General features: G+C 51.3%; 16 protein-coding genes. 2 read left to right on the plus strand and 14 right to left on the minus strand.

What is annotated here, in order from left to right:
• Nucleotides 1–35: 35 nt before the first annotated feature.
• The 10 genes from zwf to QRD89_RS16430 form a co-directional block, all read right to left on the minus strand.
• The gene (zwf, locus tag QRD89_RS16380) at nucleotides 36–1,535 is read right to left on the minus strand and encodes a glucose-6-phosphate dehydrogenase (RefSeq protein WP_286095818.1); all 1,500 of its coding nucleotides are present in this window, start codon (nucleotides 1,533–1,535) and stop codon (nucleotides 36–38) included.
• A 211-nt stretch (nucleotides 1,536–1,746) separates the two neighbouring features.
• Complete coding sequence (locus tag QRD89_RS16385) at nucleotides 1,747–2,835, minus strand: glycosyltransferase (protein ID WP_286095820.1); 1,089 nt, start codon at nucleotides 2,833–2,835, stop codon at nucleotides 1,747–1,749.
• 15 nt (nucleotides 2,836–2,850) lie between these two features.
• Nucleotides 2,851–4,296 carry an O-antigen ligase family protein gene (locus tag QRD89_RS16390; RefSeq protein ID WP_062514780.1) on the minus strand — a complete coding sequence of 482 codons (1,446 nt, stop codon included), beginning with the start codon at nucleotides 4,294–4,296 and terminating at the stop codon, nucleotides 2,851–2,853.
• A gap of 25 nt (nucleotides 4,297–4,321) precedes the next feature.
• Nucleotides 4,322–5,209: a PIG-L deacetylase family protein gene (locus QRD89_RS16395; protein ID WP_286095821.1), complete on the minus strand. Its 888-nt coding sequence runs from the start codon at nucleotides 5,207–5,209 to the stop codon at nucleotides 4,322–4,324.
• A complete protein-coding gene (gene murJ, locus QRD89_RS16400) occupies nucleotides 5,202–6,731 on the minus strand; it encodes a murein biosynthesis integral membrane protein MurJ (protein WP_286095822.1) in 1,530 nt (509 codons plus the stop codon). Before murJ ends, QRD89_RS16395 begins: the two co-directional genes overlap by 8 nt.
• 712 nt (nucleotides 6,732–7,443) lie before the next feature.
• A complete protein-coding gene (locus tag QRD89_RS16410) occupies nucleotides 7,444–9,810 on the minus strand; it encodes a cell wall-binding repeat-containing protein (protein WP_286095823.1) in 2,367 nt (788 codons plus the stop codon).
• A 27-nt stretch (nucleotides 9,811–9,837) separates the two neighbouring features.
• On the minus strand, nucleotides 9,838–10,719 hold the full coding sequence (locus QRD89_RS16415; RefSeq protein WP_286095824.1) for a hypothetical protein: 882 nt from the start codon (nucleotides 10,717–10,719) through the stop codon (nucleotides 9,838–9,840).
• Nucleotides 10,720–10,735: 16 nt separating this feature from the next.
• A complete protein-coding gene (locus tag QRD89_RS16420) occupies nucleotides 10,736–12,955 on the minus strand; it encodes a cell wall-binding repeat-containing protein (protein ID WP_286095825.1) in 2,220 nt (739 codons plus the stop codon).
• Nucleotides 12,956–13,492: 537 nt separating this feature from the next.
• Nucleotides 13,493–14,206 (minus strand): WecB/TagA/CpsF family glycosyltransferase, encoded by a 714-nt coding sequence (locus QRD89_RS16425; protein WP_062514789.1) that lies wholly within the window; start codon nucleotides 14,204–14,206, stop codon nucleotides 13,493–13,495.
• A gap of 14 nt (nucleotides 14,207–14,220) precedes the next feature.
• Nucleotides 14,221–15,498, minus strand: a complete 1,278-nt coding sequence (locus QRD89_RS16430) for a nucleotide sugar dehydrogenase (protein ID WP_062514790.1) — start codon at nucleotides 15,496–15,498, stop codon at nucleotides 14,221–14,223.
• Between the two features lie 464 nt (nucleotides 15,499–15,962).
• Between QRD89_RS16430 and QRD89_RS16435 the strand changes: the two genes are divergently transcribed.
• Together QRD89_RS16435 and QRD89_RS16440 are read left to right on the plus strand one after the other, a co-directional pair.
• Complete coding sequence (locus QRD89_RS16435; RefSeq protein WP_286095826.1) at nucleotides 15,963–16,979, plus strand: GNAT family N-acetyltransferase; 1,017 nt, start codon at nucleotides 15,963–15,965, stop codon at nucleotides 16,977–16,979.
• 411 nt (nucleotides 16,980–17,390) lie between these two features.
• A complete protein-coding gene (locus tag QRD89_RS16440; RefSeq protein WP_286095827.1) occupies nucleotides 17,391–17,534 on the plus strand; it encodes a hypothetical protein in 144 nt (47 codons plus the stop codon).
• Nucleotides 17,535–17,611: 77 nt separating this feature from the next.
• On the opposite strand, the gene QRD89_RS16445 is transcribed toward QRD89_RS16440, so the two are convergent.
• From QRD89_RS16445 to QRD89_RS16460, 4 genes are all read right to left on the minus strand, one after another.
• Nucleotides 17,612–18,697, minus strand: a complete 1,086-nt coding sequence (locus QRD89_RS16445) for a glycosyltransferase family 4 protein (RefSeq protein ID WP_008640240.1) — start codon at nucleotides 18,695–18,697, stop codon at nucleotides 17,612–17,614.
• A 991-nt stretch (nucleotides 18,698–19,688) separates the two neighbouring features.
• Nucleotides 19,689–20,255, minus strand: a complete 567-nt coding sequence (locus QRD89_RS16450; RefSeq protein ID WP_062514795.1) for a hypothetical protein — start codon at nucleotides 20,253–20,255, stop codon at nucleotides 19,689–19,691.
• A gap of 39 nt (nucleotides 20,256–20,294) precedes the next feature.
• On the minus strand, nucleotides 20,295–20,531 hold the full coding sequence (locus QRD89_RS16455; RefSeq protein ID WP_008639979.1) for a helix-turn-helix domain-containing protein: 237 nt from the start codon (nucleotides 20,529–20,531) through the stop codon (nucleotides 20,295–20,297).
• A 232-nt stretch (nucleotides 20,532–20,763) separates the two neighbouring features.
• Nucleotides 20,764–21,960 carry a helix-turn-helix domain-containing protein gene (locus tag QRD89_RS16460; protein ID WP_286095828.1) on the minus strand — a complete coding sequence of 399 codons (1,197 nt, stop codon included), beginning with the start codon at nucleotides 21,958–21,960 and terminating at the stop codon, nucleotides 20,764–20,766.
• Between the last annotated feature and the right edge of the window lie 20 nt (nucleotides 21,961–21,980).

Genomic DNA, 21,980 nt, shown 5'->3' on the forward strand with positions numbered 1-21,980 from the left:
CGATCAATCCTTCCCTTTTGTAATAAACGTCGTTCTTACCACCAGTTGAAGCCGTCTTCTTTAAGCAGGTCGTCGGCAGCTGCCGGTCCTTGTGATCCTGCTTTGTAGCCGTGGAGCGGAAGCTGGTCCGCTTCGAAGGCTTCCAAGATCGGCTGGATCCATTTCCATGACAGCTCTACTTCGCTCCAGTGGGCAAAGTAAGTGGAAAGGCCGCCCATGGCGTCGTTCAACAGGTTCTCGTATGCTTCGGGCTGGTCGTCCAGGTTCTTCGAGAACGTGACGTAAGCCGGTTCGAAGTGTTCGTTCGAGTCGTCCTTCATGTTGACGCGCAGGCTGATGCTTTCGTTCGGGTTGATTTCAATGACGAGCAGGTTGGAGACAACGCCTTGTTGTACCTCTGCTTCGTCTGCTTCGTTCTTGAATTCGATGACGATCTGGGTCGATTTCTTGGACAGGCGTTTTCCTGTACGGATGTAGAACGGGATGTCCTTCCAGTATTCGTTATCGAGATACAAGCGCGCTGCAAAGTAAGTATCGTTGTTGGAATCTTCGGCGACGCCGTCTTCTTCCATGTAACCAGGCAGAGCTTCGCCGTCGAGTTTCCCTGCTTCATACTGCCCGCGGACGACGTGCTGTTCGATGTTGTCCGTTACAGGACGGATCGACTGCATGATCGCTGTCTTTCTCTCTTCGATCTCTTTCGCTGACAACTTCTCTGGGTGGTGCAGCGCCGTCATCATTACCAATTGTAACAGATGGTTCTGGACCATATCACGGATTGCTCCGGATTTGTCATAATAACCGGCACGTGTACCGACACCGACTGTCTCACTCGCCGTAATCTGGACGTTGGAGATCAGTTCGTGGTTCCAGATCGATTTCAGGATCGGGTTCGGACGAATCAGGGATTCCAGGTTCTGCACCATCGGTTTTCCTAAGTAGTGGTCGATACGGAAGATTTCGTCCTCGTTAAACACTTGTGTCAGGCGCTCGTTCAAGTGCTGGGCGCTGGCAAGGTCGCTGCCGAATGGTTTCTCGACGATCAGACGCTTCCATCCTTCTGTATTCGTAATGCCGTTTTCGTTCATCGATTCGGTGATCGGCTCGACGAGTGTCGGCGCGACGGATAGATAGAACAGACGGTTGTCCGGAATGCCGATCTCCGCTTCACGCTCTTCGATGAAGGCTTTCAGGTCCTGATAAGACTGAGCTTCCATCGCATCGAAAATGAAGTAACGGAACTGGTCGAGGAAAGCCTCGAGCTTGTCCGGGTCCGCTTTGCGGCGGGAGAAGGTTTCCAGGGACTCCTTGATGATGTCGTGGAACACTTCTTTCGTATATGGCTTACGTCCAAGACCTACGACAGAGAGCTTCTCTGGAGTTTTTCCTTCGATATATAAGTTGTATAAGGCAGGATAGATTTTCCGCTTGGCCAAATCTCCGCTTGCTCCGAATAAAACAAAGGTCATGTCATCCATCATTTCGACGGAATCGATTCCATTTACATCCAATTGTTCGCGTTCCTTATGATCCATTTCTTTTCTACCTCCTGTACTTTACCAATGCACTGTACTCAAGTATATAGCATCTTTACCAATTTTTTAAGTCATCCACACTATACCCTATTATATAATTCGACATTTTTTTATGAAAGCAAGACGATTTAAACGAAAGCAGGCTGAGCATGGAAATTGCGTCAGCCTGCTGGTTTAACCTTATGTTTCGACCATTTGATAGAAGTATGCATCACTTGTTGTAAAGGGCGATGATTTTGTCCAAAAGGATGTCGGTGTCGTTTTGTGCCGCTATTTCTTCGCCTTTGTCGATCATCCGCTTCCGGCCAAGTTCGTCTTCGACCATCTGCTTGAGACCGGCTTCGAGCGATTCGGCACTCTTCGGTTCGACGAGGATGCCGGCTCCGTCCTTCAGGAGGTACGTGAGCCCGCCGACGTTCGATGCGACGACCGGCGTATGGCACGACATCGCTTCGAGTGCGACGAGTCCGAAGCCTTCGATATAGGAAGGCAGGGCGAACACATCGACAGCAGCCGTCCACTTGGCAAGGTCGGCCTGGCTCTTCGTCCCGTGGAAATGGACGTGCGCCTTCTGATCCGGATGGACGCTCCGCTTCAGGAAGTCGAGGAAGTTCTCATCCTTCACGCTTCCGATATAGTGAAGCTCCATATCGCCGCGCTGTTTGTTGAGCGACTGGAACGCTTCGAGAAGCTCCTGGAGTCCTTTTGCCTTGATGTGGTTGCCGACGAACAGAATGTGCTTGCGGTCGCGCGCCAGTCCGAGTTCGTCCTTCATCTCCCCGGCATCGACCGGGCGGAAGACGCTGCGGTCGACGCCCATGTTGATGACGGATACTTTGTCGGGGCGGATGTGGAACTCCCCGACGACTTCGTCCTTCAGCGCTTCGCCGACAACGATGACTTCATCCGCCTTCTCCATGATCTTCTTCGTCATCTTGCGAATCCACGGGTTCTTCTTCGCCATCTGGTCGAGATCTCCCCCGTGGGAGGTGACGACGAGCTTCGTTTTGAACAGCTTCTTGAAGAGAAGCGCCGGCAGTCCGCTCGGGAAGATGTAATGGGCATGGATGACGTCATAGGAGCGTCCGTTTGTCAGAAGTTTGATCAGGATCTTCAGCATCCAGATCAGGTATTTCTTAAGCAGGTGGAACTTGCCGCCGCGGTTGTCGCGGTTGACGGCGATATCGATCGACATCCCCTTCTCCTTCAACGCTTCCACCTGGTTTCTTACAAAGATTCCGTACGTCGGATTCTTCCGACTGGGATACATGTTGCTGATGACTAGCACACGTTTATTCATAAGCTTTCTCTCTCCTTAGTGGAGGTCAGGCTCATGGTCTGGCCTCATGTTCAACAAAAATCCGAGCAGGGCGAAGTAGAAGATCGTGAACGAATCCCCTTCCCATATGTTGTACACCATACCGGCCGCAAACGCAGCAAGCAGTACAGCGAACAGGAACGGGGCGAGGATCGTTTCTTTTCTCCGCTTCCAAATTTCATACAGCATGTTCAACAGGAAGACGGCAAATAGGATGACGCCGACGATTCCCGTTCCGGTGATGATCTGGATGTACTGGTTGTCGGAATAGAATTCGCGTTCGATGCCGTAATCGTCATAGATTGGGGACCCGTAGCTGAGCGTAGCTCCATCGCCGTAGGTCGCGAATCCGGTTCCGATGACCGGGTGATCGAGGAAGATCTCGAATCCTTGCTTCACGATCCAGATCCGGCCGGACTGCCCGCTTTGTTCACGGGTTTCCTTATCGAACGTCGAACCGATCCGGTCGCGGAAGCTTCCTTCACTGTCGTCATAGACGGACTGCTTCGCCTTCTTCTCCTGACCGAAGTTCGAGTCTTCGATGAAGGACGTCGCGTAGCTGACCGGGACAGCGATAAGCACGATTCCGGCAGCAAGCGTAAGGGCGAGTGTCTTCAGGAACTTCCACGATTTCGTTACGAGCACGTAGGCAAGCAGGGCGACGCCGACAGCGATCCACGTGCCGCGGGAATAGGTTAGCGCCCAGACGCTGAACGTCAGCGCAAGAATGACGTAGAAGAGCCACTGGTACTTCCCTTTGAACCAGTTACGGTAATACAGGATGATCGCAAACGAGAACGACAGATAGTAAGCCAGGATGTTCGGGTTTCCGATCATGCCGTAAATACGGATCCGGTTCTTCGAAGACAGCGGCATATCCTGCCAGCTTTGCGGAAGCAGCCATCCTCGGAGGGAGAGCTTCTCGATCAATCCATGGATACAGATGATGACCGTCACGAATATCGTCGTCGCGACGAACTTGTAGACATCTTCCTTCGTGATCTCCAGACGCTTCGCGATGTAGAAGACGAGATAGAACAGGACGAATCCGCGGATTTGGAAAATGATTGCGGTCGGCGTCACGCCTGTGATCAAGGCGGAAACGGCTCCGACGATGATGAATCCGATGAAGGCGAGCTCGAACCAGTAGAAGTGGAACAGCTTCTTCAAGTCTTTTCTATACATCCACAGGATGCGGAATAAGAGCGCGAAGACGATGATGTCTCCGATCCCCTTCAATGCCGTGTTGTACTCCAGCAAAAACGGGCGGATCGGGAAATACATGAACAGCACGATTAGTGCGTTTTTCGGTTTTACAAGCGCATAGCCTGCGAAGAAGAGCATCATCACAAGGTCTACGACGGTATTATCAAGGGCCGCTCCGACAAAGAAGAAAGCCAGGATGAGCGGGATGAATGTGAGTTTTTTCCATTCTATGGGCATGGGATAGGCACCTCTTTTCTGTTATTTAGGGCATCGTTTTGCGGTAGAGATCTTTCTTCATGGCGTAGTTCTTAAAGATCGCCCACAGCAGTGTGTCTGTCCGGTTGACTTGTTTGAAGTATTTCGGGAAATGGTAGTTCATATTCGTCAGGGTGTCACAGTGGTTGATGAAGTACCCCCGCTCCCATTCGATGAAGGCTTCCGCCGTCTCAACTCCGGGAGTAACGAGATTCCCCTTCAGGTGATTGAGCTCAAGGAAGCCGTCGAAGGCGATGGCCTGGGAGCCGAACACTTTCGTCGCTTCGACTTTATAGCCGTGCTGATCCGTCGTGTCGATCACACAGTTGATCGCACTCGGCGGGAAAGCACAGTTGATTTCATACATGCGGACCTTCGGATAGAAGTTCTGCAGCTCCTTCAGCGTATCAGCAAGGAGCTGCGCTGTATGGGTATGGTCCGGATGAGCATCTATGTACGGCGTCGTATAGATGACCTCCGGCTGGATCCGTTCGATTTTCTCTTTGATGTAGGAAATGCTGGTCGGTTCGCTCGAAACGCTTCCATCCGGAAGGTTCAAGTAATCGACGCTCGTCAGACCGAGGATGGTCGTGACTTCATCGATTTCCGCACGGCGGGCCTCCATCAGCTCTTCCTTCGACAGGTCGCTGACGCTGCTTCCGCCGTCCGTGATGAACAGGACGTGGACATTCGCACCGGCATCGGCGTGCTTGCGGAGCGTCGCGCCGGGTCCGATCGTCTCATCATCCATATGTGGAGCAAGGACGAGGACGTTCTTCACGCCCTCATCGATGACAGGCTCCAAATCTTCATTATAATGCCGCTTCAACAACGTCTTCGTCACCGGCGAGTTGACCGGGCGGACGACTTTCATAGCTAATTCTTTTCTACTCATCACGATTCCCCTTCTTCTTTCGTTTGGTTAGATTATTCCATAAAAATAGGAAGGCATTCGTTCTCATCGCAAAGACGGCGATGACGAATACGATGGCGCCTGTAATGGCTGCCGTGATGATCTGGATGATGTTCGGAATCGTGTCCATCACTTGAAGCAGGCCGTAGACGGCGGCTGCCATGATCGCCGTTGCGATCGTAATTTTCACATAGTCGATGATGATCGCCCTGAAGTCGAGGCTGCCCACGAGCTTCACGAAGACGATCAGACAGGCACCTGTGTAGAACAGGGCCATGACGGATGCAGCAAGCGGGATACCAAGGTAGCCGAGCCACTCCGCAAACAGGAAGTTGAACAACACGTTCAGGCCGATCGAGCCGATGCTGATCATCAGGATCATGTGGCCTTTCTTCAGCGTGTAGAAGCCTTTGTTGATGACGTTGTTCAGGCTGAAGAACAGGACGGACCCGAAGTAGTAGTACGCAACCTGGGATGTGGCCGTTGTCGCGTCTTCTCCGAACGCTCCGCGCTGGAAAAAGAGCTCGATCAAGTTAGGCATCAGAAGCATCATGCCGATGACCGCCGGCATAAGCACGAGGTACATCGTCGTGAGCCCTTTTTCAATGCCGCGCTTGAACAGGTCGTTATCCTCGTTCGTGATCGCTTTTGAGAGCATCGGGAAGATGATCGTCGCGATCGTCACGCCGAAGATCGCCTGTGGCATGTGGACGAGGTTCTTCGCGTAGTTGATGTAGGTGACCGCCCCTTCGCCCTGGAAACCGGCGAAGATCGAGCCGACCATCAAGTTGACCTGGCCGACCGCAACGGTGAGTCCGACGGGCAGGAACACCCAGTAGAACTTCTTCACTTCGATCCAGTCCAGCTTCTCGCGGATGCGCATCGACTTGTTCGGAATGGTGATGAACAGCTTGAAGACAAGCGACAACACCGTTCCGACGACATACCCGAGCGCAAGCGAGTACGGCCCGATTTTGTTTGCGAAAAGGAACGCAGACAGGATCGAGCTCAGGATGACGATGATCTGCGAGACGATCGACAGCGAGAACTTGCTTTCGGCGTCAAAGAACGCCTCCAGCACCGCGTTCATGCCGACGATGGCGATACATGAGAAGAAGATGACCGTAACCCATGTCGCGATCTCCGTCGCCTCCGGACTGAAATCCGGATAGAAGATGCGGATCATGAACGGCGCCACCGCCATGCCGATCAAGGACAGCACAAAAGCGAGGACGAGCGTCCCCTTGAAGACCTGTCCTAAATGGCTCCTGCCGCGATTCTCTTCCACGGCGTCGATGTAGCTTGGTACGAGCGCGTTCTTCATCCCGTTCTGCATGAAGAGAATCAACATGTTGGGGATGATGAAGGCAGCAAGGTACGCATCCGCCACGTAGCTGTCCCCGAAATAATAGGCGACGACCATGTCGCGGATCAGCCCGGAAACCTTCAGCAGCAAGGTCGCACCGATGAACAGAATACTGGCTAGTCCTAATTTAGATTTCACTATATTTACCTCTTTCACTTTTGGGTATTTCATACAAAATACGACAATTACAACTATAAATCATATCTTGTGATTTTACCATAACTTCCAGGCAATCGTAATTTGCTAGTAAAATTATTCCCATTAATTTGTAAAGTTGGTTAGATCGACGCAGGATCATCTCATCCCTGTGTGGTTCAACCCGCCGGGGGTTTCCGGGCAGAACTGTGCTTTCCGCGGGCGGGCGGCGAGCCTTCTCAGCGCTATGCTCTTCCGGGGTCTCTAATGTCTCGCTTTTCCGCAGGATTCTACGTCCTTGCCTCCAACTCCCAGCTCGATGAGAGGAAAGAGTATAGTGCTTAACCTATTCGTGCAGAAAACACAACACAGCTTTGCTCAGTACCATCCCGTCTATTTCCCGGGGGGCAACAGCAACTTGCTGCCGCCGGGGATTTCCGGGCAGGGCTGCGCTTTCCGCGGGCGGTCGGCGAGCCTCCTCAGAGCTACGCTCTTCCGGGGTCTCTCCTGTCTCGCTTTTCCCGCAGGAGTCTCCGCCCTGCCCTCCAATCCCCAGCTGGATGAGAGAAAAAAACAGACGCCTGCACCTACTTCATACTTCATCGTGTAGTATGCAATTCGGAACCCGATAAGTTAACGGAAATGAAAAAAGCACGTAGAGTCAACTTGGACTCTACGCGCTTTTTATATCGACCAAACAGTGTTTAGGATTCGATCAACGATAGCTTTCAAGCTTGGAACGTGTGGAACCGGAGATGGCTGCATCTCCACCTAGATAGTAGAGCTTAGGTGCGATGTTCAAGCCCTTCAAGTAACCCGATACCGTGCTCGGAACAGCGTCTGTCCGTGTCAGGATGATCGGAGCTTCCATCTTCGCAGCGAGCGGCGATGCAGACAAAGCATCGACCACGATATGGCCGCGGGCGAAGAAAACATTCTCCATGTTCTTACCGAAGTACTTCTGCGCAATCTTCACACTCGTACTGAAACGATCCGAACCGGAGACACGCTCGACCGTGCCGACCTGGCTCTTCAGCTGGGATTCGACCCGTGACGAAACCGCGTTCGTTCCGCCGATGATCGTCACCTTCTTGACGCCGTTCTCCTTGATGAACCGGCTCGTCTCTTCATCCAGATCGTTCGTTCCTGTCAACAAGATCGGCGTGTGCGCCTGTCCTGCATAGGAAGCGATCGACAAGGCATCCGGAGATTCTGCATCCGCAGTCGTGACGAAAATCTCATCGACATTGATCTGGTTCGTCAATTCATCCGCAATTTCGTAAGCTGTGCCGTAACGCGTGTCGCCGGAAAGGCGGACGACGTTGCCGAACTGGCTCTTTAATTGGTTTTCGACCTTAGCGGAGATCGCTCCACCTTCGCCGCCCAATAGATAGATCTTATCCGGGTTCATGCGTCGCAGCTCTTTTTCGACATGCTCGGGAAGAATATCCGGCTGTGTCAAAAGCAGCGGCGAATCATAATAGGAAGCAAGGACGCTTCCTGTCAGGGAATCAATCGGCAGATCGCCGCGTCCTAAGACAGCGACTTTCGGCTTGTCCCAATGCCATCCGAAGTTGGAAAGGGAAGCACTTGTGTCATAGCGGTGCTTACCAGCAAGCTCGACGGAGCGTGGTTCTTTATTTTCAGACAGGTAGCTGGAAGCGACATAGCCGGTCATTCCGCTTGACGTGCGGACAGGGTACCACATCCAGTGCTGCGTGTTGCTGTTCGATCCGATCGCCGGACCTGTGACCGTCAGCGCATCGCCGCGCTTCAGGCTCGCTCTGACGACGCCGTTCGGTGTGGAGCGCATGTTAAGCGATCCTGCCGTCACATAGACCTTCTGCCCCTTTGTGAAGGCAGCCTTCGATGTATGGACCGGGTTGTCGATCGTTACATTGGTTTTCTCAAACTTCAGGATGCCGTCGATTCTCGGATTGAGTTCCTGTGTCGCAAGTGGCGTGACAGGGAACAATCCGTAGGAACGCATCCGGTCGTACACTTTGTCCTGGTAGGAAACATAGGCACTGTCGATCGGGTGGTTACGGGAAGACAGGCCGTTGTAAGCGAGAATGGCGAAGTACCAGTTCTCGATGACGTCACGATCCGCATTGTTGACCGTCGGAATCAGGCCGCTGTTGGCGTACTTCCACTTTTGATCGAGGATTTTCAGACCTTCACGGATGTTGTAGTTGATATCCGTGGAAAGCTTCGTCACTTCCTCTTGACGCTTGACCGGATCTTCGATGAAACGGTAGTCCGATACCTGCATGATGCCGATTCCGATACAGTCGTAACCTAGCTTCACGTTCGTGCCGTCCCACTTCGTTCCTGTCGTGCTGTTGGATGTACAACTGTTCTGATAATGCGACACCGGCGTACGGCCCGGGTCCCAGTACTGCTGCCAGCCGCTTTCCTGGAAGGCGATCGCTTTCACGACTTCCGGCGGCATATCGAACTCTTCGGCAGCATCGGTCAGCATCCGGTTGATTTCCGCGTAGCTCGGGTTTTTGTATTTCTCATTCACCGACGTGCTCGCTGCTTTCACCGTGGCACTCTGAGCGGAAATCTTATCCTCCGCCGCATCTTTCTTCACTTCACCACCATCCAACGTGAACGTATCTGTCACGATAGCGGAAGGCTCTGTGCTGATCGCATCTTCGTCGAAGGTAGGATAATCAACGGCGATTTTTCCACCGTCGACTTTGAAGTTCGCTCGCTCGTAGGCGTCAGAACCGTAGACTTTCTCCCACGTATCGGTGTTGTAGACGTCGAAGAACAGGCTCTGTCCGGAACCGTCGGCGCGGTAAAAGACAGCCAGGAGGTTATCGGAAAGCTTATGTACTTCCGTCACTTTCGTCAGGTCGATTTTCTTCTCTTCTACGACTTTGCCATTGTCACGGATCGTGACCGCAGCAGACGTTTCTCCGTTCGTGATGTCGACAGTCGTCCCTTCCTCCACAGTGAAGGACTCTTTCTGTTTCTCAACGATCCAGTCACTCGCTGATTCCGCGTTGGCAGACAGCGGTGCAACAAGGGAGCCGAACAAGACAGCAGTCAATAGTGGCAGACGTTTTTTCATGATCGTTACCTCTCTCTTATGCATAGTTTATTTTTTCAAAGCGGTAAGCTTGGAGTCGACTTCATAACCGTTATCTCCGTTGTCCTCAATTTGTTCGTCAATCAACCCGACACCAGGCGCGTAGGACTGGAGGGTGATGACGTTCCCGCCCTGGGAAACCGAACGTACGATGATGACGTTATCGAACGTCTGGACATCGGATTGGACCGTCGCCTTCTGATCGACGATCTGGAACTGATCGGTATCGCCTTTCGTCGCGTCGACGAGGACATTGATCGTTTCGACAGGCTCGAATGTATCGAGCATATTAGACGTATCCTTCGGGTTGTACTCTTCGTAAACGACAGCGATGCTGCCTTCTTTCCATTCCAATACCTGCAGCGTCACCATATCCCCGAAGGTGATGACCCGCTGGACGAAGTTCCCTTTCACCGCAACGATGTCATAAGTCGCTTCGTACTCCCCGTTCTGAAGGAATGTCTTCGTCATCGGACCGTCCGGCATGTATGCCTTCAGACCGACGTTCGTTTCTTCCTCCGACTCCGATGCTTTGTCACCGGCGGCGTTTACGCTGTCATCCCCTGCTTCTGCTTCTTCCTCAGCGGCAGGTTCCTCTTCCGGCGTCCCATCTTCCTCCGTCTGTGCTTCCTCTTCGGCAGGTGCTTCTTCTTCGGCCTTTCCATCCTCTTCCGCAGGTTCGGCAGCGGCTTCCCCGCTCTCCGTATCTTCCTGAGCTTCTTCCTCAGGCGCTTCGGTTTCGGATTCCGGCGCAGCGTCCGTTTCTTCTTCGGCCGCTTCCTCCGTCGGCTCTTCGGAAGGCTCCAGCTGATCGGCCTTGTCCACATCTTCGGAACAGGCCGACAGCAGAGCGATGAACAGTACGGAAGCAGGCATCCATCCTTTTCTCATAGCTCTACACTCCTTCTTACTTCAAATAACCGGCGATTTCATTACGCAGTTGATCGGTTACGACACCACCGATGACGTCCAGACGATCGACGACGTTCTCGCGGCCGTATGTTTGTAACAGCTCTTTCATATCAGGATCAAGATCTTTTCCGACGAGAATCAGCGGTGCAGATGTCTTCGCTGATAAGGAGGATGCTGTGAGCGCATCCGGATAGTTCGTTCCTGTCGCTGTCAGGACGGTATCCGCATGGAGCTCATCCTCAAAGTGACGGATCGCTTCAACGACGGTTCCATAACGCGTCGCACCAGACAGGCGGACGACACGGTCTGCCCCGTTGTTGTTGATGATCGATTTCTCGACTTCTTCAGAAACGACGGCTGTTCCACCGAGGATCGCTACTTCTTTCCCTGCAAGATAAGCGAGGCTTTCGTCCCCGATTTCCTCTTTATCTGTCAAAATGATCGACCAGCCGTTCGCTGCTGCGATCGCTGATGCTTCCAGTGCATCCGGGAAGCTTGTGCTGGAAGCGACGAAGACACCTTCTGCATTCGTCAGATGTTTGTTGATCGCAATGTTCGATTCGATCCTTGTCTTACCGGAAATACGCTCGACGGCGTAGTTCTTCTTCAACTGATCCTCCACTTTTTTGGACAGGGCATTCTCTCCACCGAGAAGCAGAACCTTGTCCGCCTTCAGACGGGCGAGTTCCTGACTCACTTCGGTGCTTAACGATTCCGTCCGGTTCAAGAGGATCGGCGCATTGTCATATTTTGCAGCAAGCGGTCCTGCCGACAGGGCATCCGCAAATTCGAATGCTGTCGCGAGCACCACGGTGCGGCTTCCGCTCTGGAATCCGTTCGGATACAGCTCTTTCGATACTTCGACGGCCGTCTTCATCCGGTCTTTTCCGGAGAGCTTCTTCGTATCGAACGCATAGCTGTAGCCGGATTCGATATTATCCCAGACGACATCTCCCGATTGGGTGTTCGTCACTTTCGTGTTCTTCCAATGTTTCGCATAGGCGACCGCTTCATCTTCTCTATAGAAGGAAGCAAGACTGCCTTTCTCTGTATGGGTTACGTCATAGATTTCTTTCAAATAGTTCGTCCAGACGACCTTGTCGTTCTTCTCGTTGATGACGGACGTATTCTTCCATTTCTTCGCATAGGCGACGGCTTCGTCTTCCGTATAGGCTTCAAAGAGCGTGCCTTGGTTGGAGTGGACGACCTTATAGCTCTTATCCAGGTAGTTGGACCAGATCACACGGCCTTCCTTGTTATCGACGACGCGCATGTTCTTCCACTTCTTCGCATGGGCAATCGCTTCGTCCCGATCCAAGAACAACTCTGTCGCCGAGCTGTTGGAAGAATGATAGACGCCGTAGCGTTTATTGATATTGTTATAGATTCGCTCCTGGGCATACTTGTCGAAGACATAGACGTTGTCCTTCGACTCGGCATAATCGAGCGCTTCGCTCTTATCTTCGGTACGCTTCAACAGCTCATCGTCATGGGTGCGGACTTCATACACTTGGAAAAACTCATCCGCTGCCTTCACGACAGCCGCTGCCGCCTGATTCTGGAAGGATGCCGTTTGGATCAGCTTCTCTTCCTCCGGATTCGACATGTAGCCGAATTCGAGGAGAGCGGACGGCATCTGGGCATTCCTTGTCACATACAGGTTGCCGGGCACCTTGCCCCGTCCTTCTTTCAGCGGCGTTCCCGCCAAAATGTTCTTATGTACTGCATTCGTCAGCCGCTTACTCTCCGGTGCATACTCGATCTGCATCGGGTCCGGCGGGTATGTAGAACTGATCGTATCCATATCGAAATAATACGTTTCATACCCTCTCATATAAGGGTTGGATGGAAGCGCGTTCGAATGAATGGAAAGGAAAATGGCATTGTCATTGTTCCCTTTCACATAGTCGTTCCCGTTGTCCGACCGCATCTTCAGATCTGTGCGGAGGACGGACGAGAATTGCGTATCGCCTTCCCGAGTCATATGTACGTCATACCCCTCGGCCTCAAGTGCCGCCTTCATTTTCTTGGCTGTTTCCAAGTTGAAATGCTTCTCATAATAACCCGTCGATGCACCGGAATAGCCGGTGGTTCCGGAATAGATTCCTCCGTGTCCCGGGTCGAGGACGACGGTCCGTTCCGCCGCAGCTTCCGTAGGGAAGATGGCGAATAAACTGAATAGAACAAAGAAACTGAGCACGTGGATCTTCTTCATGATTACCTCCTATTTGGTCTGTGTTTGCCCGAAAGCAGTGCTGCTTCCCTTCCTCTTGTTCGGTTTCTCACGATGTTCTGCTGGATTGAAGTAATAGATAAGAGAATGAGGTGGTACGTGTTGTAAGAATCGGAAAAAAATAAACGCGAGGATGAAAAGATTCTCCGTCTTTTGACCTACTCTTTTCTATCAAAAGAAGGAGCCGTGTGCTAAGAAACTTCACTCGATCGTTTTCCGAACGGAGAGAAATCTCTCTCCTTCTTTCATCGGCTGAGGGGGTCTGGATGTTTAACAGAAAACGACAAAATGCCATATTTTTCACGTAGATCCATGGGAATAGTTTCTTATTCTACACAGAACCTCATTATATCGGAGGTACTGACAACAAACAATGGCGCTTGGGGTTCATTTGCAAGATTGCAAGTATTTAGGAGTATAGTAATGGGGGTTTTATAGAAAAATAGGACTAATATTCTGTTTTTTACATAAAAAAATCCAGATGCGTCTCTTCTACGCATCCGGATGGTAAAACTCTAGTTATTTTTTAGCCTTCCACACTTTCAGAAGGAAAAGCGGGAGACGGATTTGGCGTTTGATCCGCCACGGTTCGGAAATCAGACGATACAGCCACTCCAGACCGAAGCGCTGGAAAACGGCAGGCGCCCGTTTGATCCGGCCGGACAGCACGTCGAACGAACCGCCGACGCCTTGGAAGATGCTCACGTCGAGCTTATCCATGTTCTCGACGATCCAGTATTCCTGACGCGGGCTGCCTAGTGCGACGAAAAGGATGTCCGGCTTTGCCGCGTTGATCGTTTCGATGATCTTCTGCTCGTCCTTCTCGTAGCCGTCGATGACACCGGCGACGTTCAGTCCCGGAAATTCTTCGATCAGCTTGTCCTTCGCTTCTTCCGCGATGCCCGGCTTCGCACCGTAGAGAAAGACGGATTTGTCGTTTTCCTGAGCGAGACCGCACAGCGTCATCAGCATGTCGATACCTGTGACGCGCTCTTTGATGCTGCCTTTGTTGAGCTTGGAAGCGATCAGGACTCCTACACCGTCCGGAATCTGATAGGTCGCTTTATTGAGCAGGTTCTTCAAATCGACATCTTCCTGGGCTTTCAGAATCTTCTCCGGGTTGATCGCGACGACGAACGACTGCTTCTTGTTTTCGATATCTGCCAACACATTCCGCTTCAAGTCATTATAGGAATGACTGCTTACATCGACACCTAAAAACTGTTCCTTCATGCTCTCACCTTAACTTATCCATTCTTGGAATCGCCCAAACGCTTGGCGACGAATCCAGCAGCTTTCCATGTATCTAAATTGAGGGCGTTCTTCGTATCATAGACGACACGGCTGCCCATCTTATCTTTGATCGTTTCCGGATCGAGCTTCTTGAACTCGTCGTGGTCGGTTAAAATGACGACGATGTCCGCATCTTTGAGCGCCTCGTCCATATCCTGCGTCTGGTTGGATACGACGTTCTCCTTGATATGCGGGTCATAAGACGTGAAGCTGATGCCGCGCTGGACAAGCTCCATGATGACCTTCAAGGACGGGCTCTCCCGCTGGTCGTCGATGTTCGCTTTGAACGATAGTCCGAACAACGCGACTTTCGGGTCGTTGATGAACTGTTCCTTCATCAGCTTCTCGATCTGGTCGGCCGTATAGACAGGCATGTAATCATTCGTATTACGAGACAGCTGGATGATTTCCGAAATCTCCGGCTCGATCTCCGCTAAGAACCAAGGATCGACCGCGATGCAGTGTCCACCGACGCCGGGACCTGGTGTATGGATGTTGACACGCGGGTGGAAGTTCGCAAGCTTGATCGCTTCCCACGCATTGACGCCGATCTTGTCGCTGATGCGGGCAAGCTCGTTCGCGAACGCGATGTTCACGTCACGATATGTGTTCTCGATGACCTTCGCCATCTCCGCTGTCGTCGCATCCGTCAAGTGGATGGTCCCTTTGACGAACGACTCGTACAATTCCTTCGTCATTTCGGAAGACTTGTCGTCGATTCCGCCGACGATGCGGTCGTTGTCGACAAGCTCCTGGAACACCTTCCCTGGAATGACGCGCTCCGGAGAGTGGGAGACGAACAATTCTTTACCAAGCTCAAGGCCCGTCTGCTCCAGGACCGGAAGCATGACATCCTCCACCGTACGCGGAGGTACCGTCGATTCAAGGATGACGAGGTTGCCTTCCTTCACGAATGGCACGATCGATTCTGTCGCTTTACGGACGTAATCGAGGTTGGCTGTTTTATCTTCACGGATCGGGGATGGAACAGCGATGACGAATACATCTGCCTCCGTCGGTTCAAGAGAAGCCTTGAACATGCCTGCATCCACAGCCTCTTCCAGACGCTCCTGCAGCCCGTTCTCTTCGATATGCAGCTGCTTGTTGTTGATCATTTCCACCGCTTTACGGTTGACGTCCACGCCGTGCACCTGATGGCCATGAATGGCGAACATGACAGATGTAGGCAGACCGATATACCCTAAACCGACGACACACAGTGACTTCTTCATACTACTATACTCCCTTTCTTTCTGACACGAACGTTGTGATCAGTGTGGTACCGTTTATTTGCATTCGTTTGTATATAGATGGATGAGTGACAAATTAGTCCTACTCCTTATAGCATTCGACAACATCCGGCGTTTATGACGTTTGTTGTCATCTTTCTTATATAATGGATAAAAAAAAGCAAACTCTTGCCTGTGTTCCTCTTTTCTCCATTGTTCAAACATTTCTAAGAAATAGGATCTCCGATTATCCATTGTAGCTTATTTCCGTAATCGGTTCTATCCTCATCATATAAACACATGCATCAATTATACTTCGAAGCGACCTGTTCCGACAACATCCAGCGGTGATATTTCCACAAACAGACAAATGTCCGCCTCTGAAGCGAACGGTTCATGCGCGGCGGGAGCTTTTTTTGCTATACTGGATGCATGATTTTCTTCATATAGAAAGGAAAGAATCCGAAATGACAGTCAGACGCTATCAACCAGGCGATGAAGCACAAATACAGACCCTGTTTACGAAAACGTTCCATCAGGAGCGCCCGCTCGGTGCGTGGGAATGGAAATTCAAACAGAACCCTAAACATAAAGAACCATTCATCCTCGTCTTCGAGGAGGAAGGGAAAATTCTCGGTCACATCAGTCTCTGGCTGATGGATGCCTATATCAAAGGCGAAGTCACGACGGTCGGGATCCGTGTCGATACGATGGTCGACCCCGACGCCCGCGGGAAAGGCGTCTACAAGAAACTGAACGACGCTCTCCTCACCGAAGGGAAGAAAGCCGGCATCGAGTACTTGTACGGTTTTCCTGCACCGAAGGCGAAGGAGCTCTTCCTCCGCTACACCGGCGCGACCCATCTGACCGATATGCCGCGCTGGATGTACGTCCAGAAGCCGCTGCACCTGCTTTCCACCAAATTCAAGCCGCTGAAGGCCGTGAAATCGCTGGACGGCCTCTATACGAAGCTCCGTTCTCCGAAGGGACAGTTGGACGGCTATGAGAAAAAAGAAATCACCCGCTGTGACGAAGCGTTCGACCAACTCGCGGAACAGACGAAGCACATGGCGGACGGGCTGGTCGTCCGGGACAGTGCCTACTTGAACTGGCGCTATTTCGACCATGCGACGAAAGCGTATAAAATGATTGCTCTGTATAAGGAAGGCGAGCTGAAGGGCTATGTCATCACACACCAAAGCGAAGGGTCGTTTACGAACGGTCTCTTGATCGACTGGCTCGGCGTCGATGAACATGTGTGGCCGGTGCTCCTCGATCAGGCGCTGCTGGAGCTGAAGCATGCGGATGTCGTCCAATCCTGGGCGCTGCCTCATACGTTCGCCGCCGGCATCCTGAAAGCGAAGGGCTTCGTCCATAAAGACAGTCCGATGCCGCTCGTAGGAAAAGACCTCCACCCGCGGACGGAAGAAATGAACGACCAGACGAAGTGGTACATCACCCCGGGGGATGTCGATTCGTATTAATCGGTTTGTAATCCACCCCCAATAACTTTTGGCATGAAGGTATCATCATAAAAAACCCCCTCGGTTCATTCAAGGGGGGTTCTTATCGATATGGAGAGGACCGGGCTCCGGGAAATGGGACGCTTTCCACGGGGCGGCCGCTGAGCCTCCTCATCGCATTCGCTCTTCCGGGGTCTCACCTATTCCGCTAATCCCGTTGGAGTCTGCCCATTTCCCTCCGCCCTTTGCTGAAATTAGCGTTCCGTATTTAGATACAAACGCTGAGTGGGACTTCTGCGGGTGGTTTTTTCCGTTAGAACCCCTCGCGGAAGAACTTCTAAAAATGTAGAAGCCAAAAACCACCGAATCGAAATTGATTCGGTGGTTTTATACTTCTAATAAAAGGGAGAAAAGTAGGACGGCACTCCCATCATGCCTGACACTCATCAGCTGTTGATCGGAGGGGAAGGCGGAGACTCCTGCGGGAAAAGCGAGACAGGAGAGACCCCGGAAGAGCGGAGCTCTGAGGAGGCTCGCCGGCCGCCCGCGGAAAGCGCAGCCTTCCCCGGAGATTAACAGCGTCGCCCGTGAGCCGGAATGAAAATTACTTCTTTGACAAGCAGAAAAAAAGAGCGGGGGAAATCCCCGCTCTTTTAACCTTCTTCTTTTCGCTTTTCCTTCTTCCCTCTCGAAAACAGCCCGATGACCGGACGCTTTCCGCCGGAGACGACACCCGTCATCTCCGCAAACAGATGAAGCAGGAACAAAATCACGATCGTAATGATCAACGATATGCCGAACGAAGTCAGCGAGAACAAGAGTGCCAGAAAACCGAAAATCGCACTGAACGCATAAATGATCAATACCGTCGTCCGGTGGCTGAAGCCGGCCGCCAGAATCTGATAGTGGATATGCTTGTTATCCGGCATCATGATCTTCTGCTTGTTGATGAGCCTGCGCAGGATCGAGAACAACGTATCGAACACAGGAATCGCAAGCACGATGATCGGAATGATGAAGCTGAACAACGTCACGTTCTTGAACAGACCGACCATCGAGATGACGGCCATCGAATACCCGAGGAACAAGGACCCTGTATCGCCCATATAAATCGACGCCGGGTAGAAGTTATGGAACAGAAAGCCGATGTTCGAACCGATCAGCACGACACAGAGGTAAACGATAGCGACCTGCGGCTCGATGGCAAGTGCCATGACCGCTATACTGATCAGCGATATGGTCGACACACCGGCAGCGAGGCCGTCTAGACCGTCGATCAAGTTGATCGCGTTCGTAATCCCGATGATCCAGAAGAACGACAAGAGGATACTGACAGGATCACTGAGCGTCACCATACCGATGAACGGTATACTGAGTACGTCGATCTGCAGTCCCGAGAAAATCAGGATCAGCGCCGCGATCACCTGACCGGCCAGCTTATAGAGCGGACGGATCTGGAAGCGGTCGTCAAGCAGTCCCGTCAGGACGATGACGAATCCGCCGATACAGATCGGCAGGAGATACGGTACATCAGGTCGCGTGTACAAAAGCCCGGCAGCCGTACCACCGAAGATCGCCAGCCCTCCCATGCGGGGAGTGATTTCTTTATGTATTTTTCTCATTTCCGGATAGTCCATCATCTTCCACTTTACAGCAAGCTTCATGACCGGAAAAACCAGCACATAACTGACGGCCATGGACAAAAGAATAGCAATGGTCAAGTCTATATAAATGTTCATACAAATCCTCACTAACTATTTTTAGTCTTTCGTTTTGAGACAACGCTAACATTATATCACAGGTGAAGGCGAGTTTTGTCAAACGTTGTCTCTATTTTTCGTCAATTTCGATAGTTACATCGACTTACACGCGAGGGAGCCTGCTCGAAGGGTTCCAGGAAACAGGGCCATCCATTCTCGAAGGGGTACAGCAAATATGGCGGAAAAACAAGAGGGCAAAATGAAAACAGCGTCCGGATGGACGCTGTTTTCTATCTATTTATCGTTGTTGTAATTCTTCAATCATATGGTCGATGACTTCTCTTGATGATAGCAGCTCAGAGTTCTCTGTCTTCTGAATGATGTTCTGTAACAATTCCTTTAAATTATCCATGCTACCCACCTTTTCAAACATAGCTTTCTACTACGGTTCACTCAAACATTCGGGACAAAACTACTTTTTTTGACGGCAGTCTATGTATCTTGTATAGATTAGACGGCTACATAACCGAAAAAGTTTCATCATTCGCTTCATTTCCCGGGAAATGTGTCCAATTTTTCGACTATTTCTCCTATCATAAGGTATTTGTAAATATTTAAAAAGTGTTTTGTCTATTTTTCTTTATTTTATGTAACTAGAGTCGAAACGTGAAGAAAACAGGTAGACGCCTAATCCCTAGCTGAATATGTTGTTAAACGATCTTGTCTAAGATGAAAGCGAACGTACACCTGGGCACAAACTATTCCAGGTTTATGCCTTCAAGCAGGTAACGAGAGTTTCTGGTGTTAACACTAAAGAGCATATGCTTGGTATAGGGCGGAGGGAAAAAGGACAGACTCCTGCGGGAATTGTGGCACAGGTGAGACCCCGGAAGAATGAATGCGATGAGGAGGCTCACCGGCCACCCCGCGGAAAGCGTCCTATTTCCCGGAGCCCGCTCTCTCATTAAAAAAATGCATCTTGAACAAATACATAAAAACAGGCAGAAGCCCGGGAAGGCTTCTGCCTGTTTCAGGAATGGGAGGTCCATGTCCGCTGCATCGTCTGCAGGGCGTAGGATTGATAAGCGAAACGGTGGATATGCTTCTGGATCGTCCCCGGCCCTTCCCGGTGATAGGTAAACAGGATGACAGCCGGGTGAAGCAGGGAATCATAGAAGAAAATCGGATTGAAGCTTCTTTCCCAACGGCCCATCTTCCACTGACCGAGCAGGTCCAGCTCCCGAACAAAGGCATCATCCATGATGGTATAGGCATTGACACCCGTCGGATGGTCGCTGTAGTCGAGCAGATGATGGAAGCAGACCGCCGCCTGCACATAGGAAAGGGGCGATTCATCCCCGGTTACGGCTTCCATCATCCGGTTTACAGGGAGCGTTTCTGTCTCTGATTGAGCAAAAACGCTCCCTTTGGAACAGAGGAGCTGCCACCCCGGCTTCAGTAAAAGCTGGGAGTACTGATCGATGATCGGATCCAATACAAGAATATCCGGGCTGCCTGGACGACGAATCGGCAAATACATGGTTGCGATATTCCTTCGCGCCGCTTCTCTTGTGAAGATTGTCTTGTTTCTCACCATGTCACCACCTGTCAGATTAATCGGCGTTTCGAAGCTGAGTTACTCCTTTTCCTCCAGCTGCAGTTCTTTCGCATATTTATGTGTCAAAAGCTCCTCCAGCGAGACGTCGAGCGTCTTCGCCAACTTCCCCATGATGATCAAGGACGGGTTCTTCTGCACACCTCGTTCGATGTTGCTGATATAAGACTTGGAAACCCCTGATTTCTTGGCAAACTCGTTGACGGACAACTCTTTGCTCACTCTAAGGACACGGATTTTCTCACCAATGGAAGTCACTTTTCCAACCTCACTTTCATCAACCAGCGAACAGCCGGCCGGTCATAGAATCAAGATGTTCGTTATTAAGAATATTATAATACGAAACCTACCGGAAATAAAAGAATAAATTTCATTATTAAGAACATAAAGTGCAGGAATTTCTCGCTTTTTCGTAGATTTTCTTCTTCTATTATTCTTTTTTGAGAACATTCGCATAAAAAAACAGCCGGGAGGCGTACCTCCCGGCTGTTTAATCTTCATAGGTCTGGTATTTCTTCCGGAATTCCTTCGGCCCGATGCCTTCGACACCCTTGAACACCCGTGTGAAATAGCTTTGGCTGTTGTAGCCGAGCAGGGTGCTGATTTCAAGCAGCGAGTAGTTCGTTATCGAGAGCAGTTCCTTCGCCTCTTCGATCCGTTGCTGATTGATGAAGTGAGTGATGGCGACCCCGACTTCCCGTGCGAAAATGCCGGAAAGGTAGTTCGGGTTCACGTTCATCGCATCGGCGATTTTTTTCAAGGTCAAGTGCCTGCCGAGGTTCTCAAATATGTACCGTTTCGTCCGCTCGACAAGTGGAGAGGACCGGAGCATTTCATTCGTCCCGCCGATCCGTTCCAGAAAGGACCGTAAGACATTCTGCTCGAGCTCTTCCACTTCCCCGAGCGTCTCTCTCGTCTCCAAATAATTCAAATAGAAGTCGTTTAATGACATGATCTCATCCGGCTGCGATCCTGCTTCGATGGACCAGTTTCCGAGCTCGGTAATCAGTCGGATCAACTGGTTCTTCGCCGAACGGATCTCGTCCCTGTCCGAATGGGTAGGCTGAAGCAGTTTCTTATAATTTGCATAAGCAGCCACCGCCTCAGGCGATCCTGACAGGAACAGCTGCTGGAACTTCTCTTTCGCAGCGACCGCTTCCGAATAGGCAGGAACCGTCCGTGAATAATCATTCAACTGGCGGCGCATCTGCGCCTGCTCATTAAAGGAAGAAGAAAGTTCCGGCCGGGGCAGAATCTGCACAAGCAGATGCTCGATCGCTTTGATCCTGTTTTCGCTGAGGACGGACAGCTGATCGAAGTAGTGCAGAAGGGTTTCTTCCACATCCGGCGCAAGCCCGCGGCCGGCGACCCGCGCCTTCACCTTTTTCTTTCCTATCTGATTAGACAAAAAAGGACCGATACCAAGTACAACTTCTATATCGGTCCTTTTGATCGTATAGAGAAAATAACTCTGCATGAACTCATCCGAATACATACGGAGACGGAAGGGGTGTTTCTTGCTTTCCTTAACGTACTGCACATTGGAATCACGCACGAACTGCGGCGGGCGCATCAGGTGATCCGGGTAATGATAAATCATCTTCGGCTGATCATTGACCATGAACACCGGCATCTGGAAAGCGAGCGAGCAATCCTTCAACAGATGAATCCATTCATGATTACTCATAGGGTCCTCCCCCCACCATC

The sequence above is a fragment of the Halobacillus sp. ACCC02827 genome (assembly GCF_030291935.1).
Classification (GTDB): domain Bacteria; phylum Bacillota; class Bacilli; order Bacillales; family Halobacillaceae; genus Halobacillus.

Bases quoted from the DNA above. Each gene is read 5' to 3' on its own strand.
- zwf (WP_286095818.1), bottom strand. From the start codon at position 1,535: ATGGATCATAAGGAACGCGAACAATTGGATGTAAATGGAATCGATTCC.
- QRD89_RS16430 (WP_062514790.1), bottom strand. From the start codon at position 15,498: ATGAAGAAGTCACTGTGTGTCGTCGGTTTAGGGTATATCGGTCTGCCT.
- QRD89_RS16395 (WP_286095821.1), bottom strand. From the start codon at position 5,209: ATGAGTAGAAAAGAATTAGCTATGAAAGTCGTCCGCCCGGTCAACTCG.
- QRD89_RS16415 (WP_286095824.1), bottom strand. From the start codon at position 10,719: ATGAGAAAAGGATGGATGCCTGCTTCCGTACTGTTCATCGCTCTGCTG.
- QRD89_RS16420 (WP_286095825.1), bottom strand. From the start codon at position 12,955: ATGAAGAAGATCCACGTGCTCAGTTTCTTTGTTCTATTCAGTTTATTC.
- QRD89_RS16460 (WP_286095828.1), bottom strand. From the start codon at position 21,960: ATGAGTAATCATGAATGGATTCATCTGTTGAAGGATTGCTCGCTCGCT.
- QRD89_RS16450 (WP_062514795.1), bottom strand. From the start codon at position 20,255: ATGGTGAGAAACAAGACAATCTTCACAAGAGAAGCGGCGCGAAGGAAT.
- QRD89_RS16425 (WP_062514789.1), bottom strand. From the start codon at position 14,206: ATGAAGGAACAGTTTTTAGGTGTCGATGTAAGCAGTCATTCCTATAAT.
- QRD89_RS16435 (WP_286095826.1), top strand. From the start codon at position 15,963: ATGACAGTCAGACGCTATCAACCAGGCGATGAAGCACAAATACAGACC.
- QRD89_RS16410 (WP_286095823.1), bottom strand. From the start codon at position 9,810: ATGAAAAAACGTCTGCCACTATTGACTGCTGTCTTGTTCGGCTCCCTT.
- QRD89_RS16390 (WP_062514780.1), bottom strand. From the start codon at position 4,296: ATGCCCATAGAATGGAAAAAACTCACATTCATCCCGCTCATCCTGGCT.
- QRD89_RS16440 (WP_286095827.1), top strand. From the start codon at position 17,391: ATGCCTGACACTCATCAGCTGTTGATCGGAGGGGAAGGCGGAGACTCC.
- QRD89_RS16445 (WP_008640240.1), bottom strand. From the start codon at position 18,697: ATGAACATTTATATAGACTTGACCATTGCTATTCTTTTGTCCATGGCC.
- QRD89_RS16385 (WP_286095820.1), bottom strand. From the start codon at position 2,835: ATGAATAAACGTGTGCTAGTCATCAGCAACATGTATCCCAGTCGGAAG.